The sequence below is a fragment of the Kitasatospora sp. NPDC091335 genome (assembly GCF_044757205.1).
GTDB lineage: Bacteria > Actinomycetota > Actinomycetes > Streptomycetales > Streptomycetaceae > Kitasatospora.
Genome location: NZ_JBIVUM010000005.1, coordinates 44446 through 55699, shown reverse-complemented (window position 1 = coordinate 55699; position 11254 = coordinate 44446). Strand labels below are relative to the sequence as shown.

Genomic DNA, 11254 nt, shown 5'->3' with positions numbered 1-11254 from the left:
GGGGGGGGCGGGGCGCGGGCGCCTTGCTGGGGGGGGCGCGGGGGCCCGCCCCGGCGCCGGGGGGGGGTGGGCGGGGGGGGGGGGGGGGGGCCCCGGCGCCCCCCCCCCCCCCCCCCGACCTGTCCCGGTGCGGGTCTCCCCGCACCGGGCTCCCCACGCGGGGCTCCCGGAAGAGGCTAGCCGCGCCGGGCGGACCTGCGCCTACGACCCGTCAGCACCATCGCGGCGCCGAGGGTGATCAGCCCCGCCGCGCCGGTCAGCAGGATCGGCATCCCGTCGCCCGCACCGGTGTTGGGCAGGTGCCCGGGTGCGGGGGCCGGCGGCGCCGGCGGTGCCGGGGGCACCGGAGCCGCCGTCGTCGGCGCCGGGGTCGGCGTCTCGGTCGGGGTCGGCGTCGGCGTCGGCGTCGGGGTGGGCGTCGGGGTGGGCGTCGGGGTGGGGATCAGCGTGTTGACGGCCGTCACCTCCACACCGGCGTCGAGGTTCGCCGGGGTCAGCACCAGCGGGCCGAAGACAGTGACCTTCGGGGCCTCGTAGCCCTCCGGCGGGCTCAGCTCCTGCCAGTAGTACGTTCCGGGCAGCCCGGTGCCCTGGCAGAGGCCGTCGGCCGCGGTGGTGCAGGGCTCGCCGACCTTGGCGTCGGGCTTGTCGCCGGTCGGCTGGAGCCCGTCGGTCCCGTTGGTCTCGTGCCACAGCTGGAACTTGGCGCCGGCCAGCGGCTTGCCGTCCTGGTCGTGCTTGACCAGGCGCAGCGCGCCCTCCTGCTGACGGAAGCCGAAGTCGTAGGTGTGGTCGTTCTCGCCGGGGCCTCCGGTGGTCAGCGCCCGCTCCGGGTACTTGCCGTCCTTGGGGACGATGCCCTTGGAGTCGATGAAGCGGTTGTCACCGACGTCGTGGCCGGTCGGCACCCACTGGAAGAGGGGGCCGTCCTTGGCGTAGTCCGCCGGGTCGTCCAGCTTGATCGTGTACTTGGTCCGCGGCTTGAGGCCGCCGTCGACGTTGCTGTCGTCGAAGTAGTACTCGCCGCGCTTGGTCGTCTTGGTGGTGCCGACGAGCTTCCCCGACTCGTCGTACAGGTGGACGGTCGCGCCCGGCACCGGCTTCTGGCCCGGCAGTTGGAGGCCGCTGCGCTCGGGGTCGTACCAGACCCGGTTGCCGATCTGGAGCGGAGCCTGGTCGCAGAGGACCTCCAGGTCGCCCATCGCGGCACCCTTGCCGAACGCCGGGTACGGACCGACCGGGTTGAGCCGCAGGCCGCCGTCCGGCTTGCCGTCGCGCTTGACGAAGGCGCTGCCGTAGCCGAAGGCCATGCCGTTGCTGTCGTAGCCCGAAGTCGCGATGGAGTCCTCGACCTTCGAGAACGCCATCCCGGCGTTCGCCGGGTTGTTGTGGCCGATGCGGAAGTTGTCGAAGAACCGCTGGCCCCGGGCCGTGGAACCGCAGCCCAGGTTCGTGTCCAGCACGTAGGTGCCGTTCGCCGGGCAGGCCTTGAGGAGGTCACCGCCGGACAGCACGGTGGACATCGTGCCGGCCGTCGGTCCGGCCGCCGACTGGTCGCCGAAGCGGTCCCGGAAGGCGAGCAGCATCGAGCCGTCGGTCTCGAAGGCGATCTCGGCCACCGCCGGCTCGGGGTTGGCCATGTAGTTCGCCCCGCAGGCCTGACCGTTCTGCGAGGACGGGAAGGTGTCCTGCCACGGGAACCAGGCGGAGCCGGGGCACGGCCCGCCGACCGTGGTGCCGCGCGGGTAGTCGAGCGGCTGGTCCAGCACGGGCGCCTTGAAGGTGCCCGTGGCCAGGTCGAACGGCAGCACCAGGGCGCGCAGGTCCGAGGCCTTGCCGGCGGACTCGCCCGAGCAGACGCCGCCGGCGAAGAGGACGCCGTCCTGGAGGCCGAGGCCGTACGGACGCCAGTCCCCGGCCGCCGGGCAGCCCGGGTCGGGGATCGGGTAGGCGGCCTTCGGCTCGGCCGCCGTCGCCGCGGTGGCGTCGTAGCGGTAGAGCTTGCGGTCGTGGAGGTTGACGACGAACAGGTCCTTGCCGTCGTCGGTGACCTTGATCGCGCCGAGGCTCTCCTTGCCCACCGCGGGCAGGAAGCCGTCGTCGTTGCCCGGGCCGTGCGGGGTGGTGCCCGCGTCCGGGACGGTGGCGAACAGTGTGGTCTTCTTCTGCGCCACGTCGGTGACGTAGATGCCGCCGGGGCCTCCGGGGCCGTAGCTGGTGCTCCGCTTGGCCTGGGCCGAGGCGAACACCCGCCGGTCGGCCTTGTTCCAGGCGATGCCGTAGAGGTTCCCGGTCTGTTCGCCCGTGGCCAGGTCGGTCACGGTCGCGTCGGTGCCCGCCACGCCCCGGGAGTTGTACGGGTAGGACACCAGCGTGTGCCCCGCCCCGCCCTCCCGGGTCGCCGGCTGGCAGGTCGTCACCAGCGGCGCGTTCTTCTGGCAGTAGTCACCCGGGCTCCACAGCCCCGTGGTGAGTTCGACCGTCTTGCCGCCGGAGAGGTCGACGAACTCCTCGTTGGAGCTCAGCTGGTTCGGCGCGCCGTCCAGGCCCTGGCGCGAGGCGAAGGCCGGGTAGAGCACGCCCGGCCTCGGATTCACCACCTGGACCCGGTACTTGCCGCCGGTGAGCTTGGTGGCCGGCGCCAGCGTCACCGTTCCGTCGGCCGCCGTGGTGCCCTCGACGGACACCCCTGCGGCATCGGTGAGCGTCACCTTCACGCCCGCCGTCCCCGATTCGAGTCCGGGCGTCCACACCCCGTCGGTGTCCACGGCCCGGATCACCCGGACCTTCACCGTCCCGTCGCCGGCCGCCGGGAAGGCCGAAGGGGCCGCCGCCAACGAGCAGGCGCCGATCGCCACGGCCAGCGCCACCGCGCCGCCCGCGGTGCGACGGCCGGAGGCCCGGCGCTCGGGCCCGCCCGACCGCCGGTCCGGGCCGCGCCCGGTACCGACGGTTCGTTCACTTGTCGTCGTCATCCCTGCTCTCATCGTCCAGTTGGGCCTTCCGGCCGGCCTCGCGAGCGAGTTCCCGAGTGGCGAAAAGCCGTCATTGTTAACGGGAGCTTAAAGGGGATTCACACAAGTTCGCCGGGAAACAAGGAACTTTGACGTTTCCCCAGACGTCACAAGGCCGTCACGGTCCACTGCCCGCCACCGCCGCCGGGCGACTGACCAGCGGCGACCGGCCGGGCACCTTCCGAAACCCCCCACGACCGCCGCCACGTGCGGTCGACCGTCGAACACGGTTCCCCCCGGAACCGTCCACACCGCTCCCCGACTCGCTTACCCCACGCACAACTTGCGCAACAACCGGGCACCGGGTGGCCGCACCGCGGCCCGGACTGGCACGATGTCCGAATGCGCATTCTGGTCATCGGCGGAACCCGCTTCATCGGCCTCCACTTCGCGGAGGCGGCACTGGCCGCCGGACACGAGGTCACGGTGGTGCACCGGGGCCGGTCCGGCGCCGGACTGCTCCCGGACGCCACCCACCTGATCGCCGACCGGGACGCCGGCCTCGCCACCGGGCTGGCGCTCCGCCCGGTGGCCGAAACCGCCCGCGGGATCGGGCCGTTCGAACCCCAGCCGGAGACACTCACCCCCGCCCGGGAGGCCGAGCTGCTCGCCGCCTGGCACCGGCGGTAGCCGCCGCGGCCGCCGGTCCGGCCCCGGCCCGGACATCTCCCGGGCCGGGGCCCACTCCGCGTGCCCGCACACCCGCACCCTGACGGCACGTCACGACGGCGCCCCCAAGGGGGCGGGCCGCTCTCCGCTTCCGGCAACCGGCGGAGCTCCGAAGTGGACAGGCTGTTCTCCCGGCTCCCAGCGGACTCACCCGGCCGGCCGTCATCGACCGACCGTGCCGCCCCGCGAGCCGGCCCCCGAGGAGCCCCGGCATGACGTCCCCCGCCGGGCCTCAGCCGGCGAGCGGCGGGTTGAGCCGGGCGAAGGCCTCCTGCCGGCGGTACGGGAAGTACGGGTACGGCGCGGTGCGGGCGCTGGCCGCGTCCAGCCGGGCCACCTGCTCCTCCGTCAGGGCCCAGCCGACCGCGCCGAGATTCTGCCGCAACTGCTCCTCGTTGCGGGCCCCGATGATGACCGAGGAGACGGTCGGCCGGCGCAGCAGCCAGTTGATCGCCACCTGGGGAACGGTGCGCCCGGTCTCGGCGGCGACCTCGTCCAGCGCGTCGACCACCCGGTGGAGCAGCTCGTCCTCGACCGGCGGGCCGTAGTCCGCGGTGTCGTGCAGCCGGCTGCCGGCCGGGAGCGGCTGCCCGCGCCGGATCCTCCCGGTGAGCCGGCCCCAGCCGAGCGGGCTCCACACGAGCGCGCCGACGCCCTCCTCCCGGGCGAGCGGCATCAGCTCCCACTCGTAGTCGCGGCCGACCAGGGAGTAGTAGACCTGGTGGGCGGCGTAGCGCGGGCGGCCGTGCCGGTCGGCCAGGGCGAGGGACTTCATCAGCTGCCAGCCGGAGAAGTTGGAGACGCCGGTGTAGCGGATCTTACCGGCCCGGACCAGGTCCTCCAGGGTCGCGAGCACCTCCTCGATCGGGGTGCCGGCGTCGTAGGCGTGCAGCTGGAACAGGTCCAGGTAGTCGGTGCCGAGGCGGCGCAGCGCGTCGTCGACGCTCCGGACCAGCCGGGCGCGGGAGGTGCCGGCGTCCTGGGGGCCCTCGCCGGTGGGCAGGCCGGCCTTGGTGGAGATCAGCACCTGGTCACGGCGGCCGCGGACGGCCTGGCCGAGCACCTCCTCGGAGGCGCCGTCGGAGTAGACGTCGGCGGTGTCGAAGAGGGTGACCCCGGCGTCGATGGCGATGTCGAGCAGCCGGCGGGCCTCCTGGACGTCGGTGGTGCCCCAGGCCCCGAACAGCGGCCCGCGGCCGCCGAAGGTGCCGGTGCCGAGGCTGAGCGCGGGCACCTTGAGCCCGGACGTGCCGAGCCGGCGGTACTCCATGTCGGTGGTGGTGGTCATGACGATTCTCCCCTCGAAGCCCATAATGGGACTCTCGTTCCGTTAGGATGTCCTGAACCTAACAGACTCCACGCCTCTAATGGAACAGGAATCCCGTTAATGGCCGTCGAGCCCCCCTCGCCCGCGCAGCCCGAGCCCTCCACGCCCGGCACCGTCCGCCCCGGCGGCCGGACCGCCCGGGTCCGCGCCGCCGTCCTGCGCGCCGCCGAGGACGCCCTGGTCGAGCACGGCTTCAGCGGCCTCGACCTCGGCGACATCGCCCAGCGGGCCGAGGTCGGCCGCACCACCGTCTACCGCCGCTGGGGCAGCACCACCGCCCTGGTCGCCGACCTGCTCGCGGACATGGCCGAGCAGTCGCTGCCGCACACCGACAGCGGTTCCCTCGCCGGGGACCTGCGGGCCAACGCCCGGCTCGTCCGGCGCACCCTGGCGGATCCCCGGCAGGGCGCGCTGTTCCGCGCCGTCCTCGTGGCGGCGAACTGCGACCCGGACGCGGCCGAGGCACTGCGGCACTTCTACCGGCGCCGGGTCGAGGAGTGGGCGCCGTGCGTCACCGCGGCCGTCGAGCGCGGCGAACTCCCGCCGGACACCGACGCGTTCGAGGTCGTCCGGGCGGTCTCGGCACCGCTCTACTACCGGATGCTCACCACCGCGGAGCCCTTGGACGAGGCCGCCGCCGACCGCGCGGCCCAGGCCGCCGAGGCGGCGGCCAGGGCCGGGGCGTACCGGCGCCGGGGCGACTGACCGTACGGACCGCGGGCACGGCGAACGGCCGCACGGCGCAGGCGCGGTGTGCGGCCGTCGGGCCCGGGGCGGTCAGCCCTCGTCCGGGTCCTCCTGGTACTCCTCGCGCAGGCTCTCCAGCAGGCCCGCCCAGAGGTCCGACTCCTCCGGCCCCTGCCCCAACTCCTCCACCAGCGCGGCGAACTCGTCCAGCGCGGCCCTGGCGTCCCCCTCGCGGATCCGCTCCTCCAGCCCGGCCGGCAGCGCCAGCGCGCCGATCAGCGCGGGCAGTGAGTCGGCCGCCCGCCCGCCGTCGCCGCGGCCGTGGTCCCAGCCGTCCGGATGGTAGATCCGCACGGCGCCGGTGTCGCCGGCCACCATCAGGTGCAGTTCGTCGAACCTCCCGACGCAGTACCCCCAGTTGCCCGGCGGGGTGTCGTCGTCCGACGTGCGCTCGCCGAACAGCTCGTCCAGGTCCGCCTCCCACATCCCGCGCCCGGGCAGGTCCGTGGCGTCGAAGCCGACGAAGTCGAGCCCGACGGCCGGCACCCCGACCTCGCCCAGGAACGCCCGGGCGCCCGGCGCCGTCAGCCGCTCGGGCAGGGTCTCGGGGCGCCAGAGCGTGCCCGGGCCGAAGCAGGACTCCAGCCAGGCCGCGGAGGGGTTCCCGGCGGCGGCCGGCAGCCCGGCGTCGAGCGTGGTCATCGGTGCGTCTCCCCCGGTCGGAACGGTGCTCCGCCGCCATTCAAGCGCACCGCACCGACAGCGAGGGCCGCCGGGGAGCACCCCCGACGGCCCTCGCCGAACCGCGGCCTGACGGCTTAGAAGAAGCCGTCGTCCTCGTAGTGGTTGTTGACGACCACCTGCGGGTCGTCGTCGAAGGCCTCGTTCAGCAGCGCGCCGCCGACCAGGCCGGCCGCACCCGCGCCGATCAGCGCGCCGGTGCCGAAGCGCCGCCCGCCCTGGGCCTGCTGGCCAGGCACCTGCGGCTGGCCCTGCTGGACCTGTTGCGGATAGCCGCCCTGCTGCACCGGCTGCGGGTAGCCGCCCTGCTGCACCGGCTGCGGGTAGCCGCCCTGCGCCGGGGTGTAGAACGGCGGGAGGTTGGTCTGCACCCGCTGGGCACAGGCCACGCAGGCCTCGATCTGGCGCGGGACGCCCCACTGCGGCGACCACAGCACCGCCGCACCGGCGGCGCCGTGCGAGGGGTCGAAGAAACACGTCACGGGGGAACTCCCTGCTCCTGGCTGGTTCATCGGAACGACGGGCGCGGCCGCGGGCGGCACCGGGGCCGCGAGCGGCATGGGCGGGGCAACCGGCGGCGCGGGCGGCGCCGCGGGGGCGGCCGGAGCGGGGGCGGCCGGAGCGGGCGCGGCGGCGGGAGCCGGTTGCAGGACGTCCACGCCGAAGTCCGTGGCGATGCCCGCGAGCCCCTCGACGTAGCCCTGCCCGACCGCCCTGAACTTCCAGTCCGCGCCGTGCCGGTACAGCTCGCCGAACACCATCGCCGTCTCGCGGCCGGCCTCCGACGCCACGTCGTACCGGACCACCTCGGCGCCGCTGTCCGGGTCGGTGACCCGGATGTGGGCGCCGCCGACCTGCCCGAAGGACTGCCGGCGCTGAGCCGCGTCGTAGATCGCCACCGCGAAGACGATCTTCTCCACCGAGGCGGGGACGTCCGCCGTCGTGACCTCGATCTGCTCCCGGTCGACCCCGTCGCCGGACCCGCCCAGGTGACGGACCGAGCCGTCCGGGCTCCGCAGGTTGTTGAAGAACACGAAGTGCTGGTCCGAGGCGACCTTCCCGGACGCCCCGCAGAGCAGCGCGCTGGCGTCCAGGTCGTACCCGGGCCCGGCCGTCCAGCCGATCCCCACCCGGGCCACCCGCAGCCCGGGGGCCTGCTTGCCCAGGGAGACGTTGCCGCCCTTCGTCAGGGCCACGCTCATGGAACTTCCTCCACCACCGTACGAGTACCGCTGTCCGAATACGACAACGCTGTAGAACTCGCGACGGTTCCCGGTCGAACCGTCAGCTTTCCGTCAGGGCCCGAGCCGGGGGTCGGCGAGTGCCTGGCGGACGTCCTGGCAGCGGGTCACCAGCCGGAACGGCAGGCCGTCCGGGCCGACGACCCGAGGGACGGGGGTGCCGGCACGCAACCGGGTGCAGCCGCCGTACGGGTCGGCGACCAGGGACGTCGGGGAGAGGTCGGGCACGGCCACCGACCCAGCCCACGGCCACCGTGCCGACACCCTGGCGGGCCGTCAGGGCCGGACCTATTGTCAGCGCACATGACATGTCTACGCCGCGTCGCCGGACTGGCCGCCGCGCTCACCGGAACCCTCGCCGCCCTGCTGACCCCGGCCGTCGCACAGGCCGCCCCGGCCGGCTGCCGCACCTCCGCCACGGTGCCCCTGGACGCCGAACAGTCCCGCCTCCAGGACACCCGGACGGCGGCCTTCACCGAACGCTCCGGTCTGGGCGGGCTGCTCGACGGCTTCCCCTCGGCCCTGTGCGCGGCCCGCAACGCCCGGCAGGCCCAGCGGGTGGTGGAGACCTGGGGCCGGGCGCTCTGGCAGGCCGGTCTGGACCGCGCCCAGGGCCGCCGGCCGAGCGGTGAACTGCCCGCCGGGGACGACCGCCCGCTGTACTGGACCAGGCTCGCCATGACCGTCCGGCTCGCCCACTGGCAGCCCCGGTTCGACGTCGACCACGCCGCGCTGCGGGTCCGCTTCGAGGACGCCTCGCGCGGCCTGGACGACGGGTTCGGCTCCGCCCCCGGGGTCCGGCGGATCTTCCTCAGCGGCTTCGACCCGTTCGGCCTGGACGTCGAGCCGCGCCGCGCCAACCCCTCGGGCGCGGCCGTGCTGCGACTGCACGGGCAGCGGATCACGCTGGCCGACGGCAGCGCCGCCGAGGTGCGGGCGGTCGTCCTGCCGGTGCGCTACGGCGACTTCGACGGGGGCATCGCGGAGCGCGCCTTCGCTCCGCACCTGCGGCCCGGCCGGCAGTCCGCCGACCTGATCACCAGCATCAGCCAGGGCTACCCGGGCAAGTTCACCCTGGAGGAGTGGGCCGGGCGGGCCCGCTCCGCCGACCCGGCCACCGACAACGTGGCCGCGCTCTCCGGCGGCACCACCGAGCACCCGGTGGACGCTCCCGGCCTGGCCCCCGGGCCGCAGTTCGTCCGCACCACCCTGCCGGTCGACGCGATGGCCTCCGTCCAGCAGCCCTTCCCGGTGCTGCTGAACACCTTCGTCACCGAGATCCCGGCGGGCGCCACCGCCCCGGTCTTCCGGCCGGACGGGCCCACCCCCGGCTCCCGCGCCGTCTCCGGCGGCGGTGGCGGGTACCTCTCCAACGAAGTCGCCTACCGCTCCAACCGGCTGCGCGTGTTCCTCGCCCCCGACCTCCCGGGCGGCCATCTCCACACCCCGGTCCTGACCGGCCTGCCGGCCGACCCGAACCGGCTCACCGCACCGGAGTTCGAGCAGAACGAGGCCGCGATCGGCGACGAGGTGCGGGCGATCCTGAGCACCGTCCGGCTCTGACGGGCCGCCCGGCCCTGACGGCCCGCCCCCTGGCACCCGTTACGCCGGGCCGGCGTAACGGGTGCCCGCCGCGCGGGCGCGCGACTCGGCGATCTCGGCGTGGGCGGCGTCGCGGCCCGCCCAGTGCGAGCCCTCGACGGACTTGCCGCGCTCCAGGTCCTTGTACACCAGGAAGAAGTGGGTGATCTCCAGCAGGTCGAACTCCCGCAGGTCACCGATGTCCCGCAGGTCCGCGTAGCGCGGGTCGCGGGCGGGGACGCAGAGCACCTTCTGGTCCGGGCCGCGTTCGTCGCGCATCACCCACATGCCCACCGCCCGGCAGGTCAGCACGCAGCCGGGGACGGCCGGCTCGCCGCCGAGCACCAGGGCGTCCAGCGGCTCGCCGTCGCCGCCGAGGGTGCCCTCGACGTAGCCGTAGTCCGCGGGGTAGCGGGTGGCCGTGAAGAGGGTGCGGTCCAGGCGGATGCGGCCCGCCGCGAAGTCCATCACGTACTTGTTCCGCGACCCCTGCGGGATCTCGATCATGACCTCGAACTCCACCGCGGCCTCCTCCTCGGCTCCTCCTCGGTTCCTGGGGGCGATTGTCCGTCGTTCGAACGCCCACCGGCGGCACCCCGCCGTTCGTGGGCGTGCACGACCGTCCGCCCCGCCCGTGTCCGGCCCCGGCCCGCACGCGCCGCAGGGCCGCCGCATCGTCCCAGGTCTCGATTGTGCGGCGGAACTGACGGCCCGACAGTGCTTCGTCCACGATTCCCCTACGGTGACGCCTGCAACAACCGTCACCTGCAAGAGGGGGCACGCCCATGTCCCGGAGCCGGAAGCTCCACCGCCTCAGCAACCCCGACACCGACGAACGCCGCGCCCAGCGCGCGCTGTTCCGTCACCTCCGCGACGACACCAACGCCAACCGTGGCCGGATGGCCAAGCGCGTCCGCGAGCTCCAGCTCCTGCTGGCGATGGACCCGGTCGACTTCGAAGGGCTGATCGCCCGTCTGATGGAGGCGATGGGCATGAAGGTCGAACTCACCGCGCGGTCCAGGGACGGCGGGGTCGACGTCCGCGGCGCCGACCCCGACCCGTTCCGCGGCGGGAACGTGATCGTCCAGGTGAAGCGCTACCGGGACACCGTGGCGCCCTCGGCCGTACGGGACCTGTACGGGACGCTGCGGCACGACCAGACCGCGACCAAGGCCGTCCTGGTCACCACCAGCAGGTTCGGCCCCAGCTCGCACCAGTTCGTCGCGGGCAAGCCGATCTCCCTGATCAACGGCGCCGAGCTGGTCGGGCTGCTCAGGCACCACGGCTTCCACGAGGTCTTCGCGGACGCCCAGGACGACGCCTCCGCCGAGGCCGGCGCGCTGGACGGGCTGCCCGCGATCGAGGTGGCCGCCGAGCCCGCCCGGCTGCTCCTGCACTGGACCGGCGAGGAGGAGTACGACATCGCCGCCCTGGTCTGCCAGGGCAACACGGCGCTCTCCGACGACCACCTGGTGTTCTACAACAACGGCTCGACGCCCGACGGTTCGGTGCGCCTGGTGACGGGTTACGGCGACGCGAACGCCTGCCTGATGGTCGACTTCGACGGGCTGCCCGCCCACGTCGACCGGCTGGTCGTCATCGCCGCCGCCGACACCGAGAACCACCCCGGCGCCACCATGGGCGGCTTCGCCGGGCCGGCGCTGATCCTGGAGGCCGGCGCCGGGCAGGACGCGGCCGTGGTGCACCTGGCGGACGGCGCGGAGACCAACACGGCGATGCGGCTCGGCCGGTTCGACCGCGAGCCCTCCGGGGACTGGGGGTTCACCCCCGCCCTGGCCGGGTACCCGGGCGGGCTGCGGCAGGCCGTGACGGCGTACGGGCTGGAGGTCGTGGACGCGTGACGGGTCGGGGGCGCCCCGCCCCCGGCCGGGGCCCCCCCCGGGGGGGCCCCCCCCCCCCCCCCCCCCCCCCCCCCCCCCCCGCCCCCCGGCCCCCCCCCCCCCCCCCCCCCCCCCGCCCCCCCCCCCCGGTAC

The 11254-nt window shown here is 74.6% G+C and carries 9 protein-coding genes and 1 pseudogene; 4 read left to right on the top strand and 6 right to left on the bottom strand.

The features are described 5' to 3' along the window. Positions 1-176: 176 nt before the first annotated feature. Positions 177-2975 carry an SdrD B-like domain-containing protein gene (locus ACIQOW_RS14040; RefSeq protein WP_401083861.1) on the bottom strand — a complete coding sequence of 933 codons (2799 nt, stop codon included), beginning with the start codon at positions 2973-2975 and terminating at the stop codon, positions 177-179. 381 nt (positions 2976-3356) lie between these two features. Between ACIQOW_RS14040 and ACIQOW_RS14035 the strand changes: the two genes are divergently transcribed. Next, positions 3357-3644, top strand: a complete 288-nt coding sequence (locus ACIQOW_RS14035) for an NAD-dependent epimerase/dehydratase family protein (RefSeq protein WP_401083859.1) — start codon at positions 3357-3359, stop codon at positions 3642-3644. 271 nt (positions 3645-3915) lie between these two features. Here ACIQOW_RS14035 and ACIQOW_RS14030 read toward each other — a convergent pair whose 3' ends face one another. Continuing rightward, positions 3916-4953, bottom strand: coding sequence for an aldo/keto reductase (locus ACIQOW_RS14030; RefSeq protein WP_188301784.1), 1038 nt, complete (start codon positions 4951-4953; stop codon positions 3916-3918). Between the two features lie 117 nt (positions 4954-5070). Here ACIQOW_RS14030 and ACIQOW_RS14025 point away from each other — a divergent pair, with 117 nt between their 5' ends. Further along, positions 5071-5715, top strand: coding sequence for a TetR/AcrR family transcriptional regulator (locus tag ACIQOW_RS14025; protein ID WP_401083857.1), 645 nt, complete (start codon positions 5071-5073; stop codon positions 5713-5715). 72 nt (positions 5716-5787) lie between these two features. Here the strand turns inward: ACIQOW_RS14025 and ACIQOW_RS14020 are convergent, their stop codons facing one another. The 3 genes and pseudogenes from ACIQOW_RS14020 to ACIQOW_RS14010 all read right to left on the bottom strand — a co-directional run bounded on the left by ACIQOW_RS14020 (position 5788) and on the right by ACIQOW_RS14010 (position 7913). Next, positions 5788-6399 (bottom strand): SUKH-4 family immunity protein, encoded by a 612-nt coding sequence (locus ACIQOW_RS14020; RefSeq protein WP_401083855.1) that lies wholly within the window; start codon positions 6397-6399, stop codon positions 5788-5790. A 689-nt stretch (positions 6400-7088) separates the two neighbouring features. After that, positions 7089-7640: pseudogene (locus ACIQOW_RS14015) on the bottom strand (TerD family protein); the annotation flags it as partial. 93 nt (positions 7641-7733) lie between these two features. Then, complete coding sequence (locus ACIQOW_RS14010) at positions 7734-7913, bottom strand: hypothetical protein (RefSeq protein WP_401083854.1); 180 nt, start codon at positions 7911-7913, stop codon at positions 7734-7736. 69 nt (positions 7914-7982) lie between these two features. Between ACIQOW_RS14010 and ACIQOW_RS14005 the strand changes: the two genes are divergently transcribed. Further along, positions 7983-9242, top strand: coding sequence for a pyroglutamyl peptidase (locus ACIQOW_RS14005; protein ID WP_401083853.1), 1260 nt, complete (start codon positions 7983-7985; stop codon positions 9240-9242). Positions 9243-9281: 39 nt separating this feature from the next. Here ACIQOW_RS14005 and ACIQOW_RS14000 read toward each other — a convergent pair whose 3' ends face one another. Next, on the bottom strand, positions 9282-9782 hold the full coding sequence (locus ACIQOW_RS14000; RefSeq protein WP_401083851.1) for an inorganic diphosphatase: 501 nt from the start codon (positions 9780-9782) through the stop codon (positions 9282-9284). A gap of 263 nt (positions 9783-10045) precedes the next feature. On the opposite strand from ACIQOW_RS14000, the gene ACIQOW_RS13995 reads away from it, so the two are divergent. Then, complete coding sequence (locus ACIQOW_RS13995) at positions 10046-11122, top strand: restriction endonuclease (protein ID WP_401083850.1); 1077 nt, start codon at positions 10046-10048, stop codon at positions 11120-11122. Positions 11123-11254 lie beyond the last annotated feature (132 nt).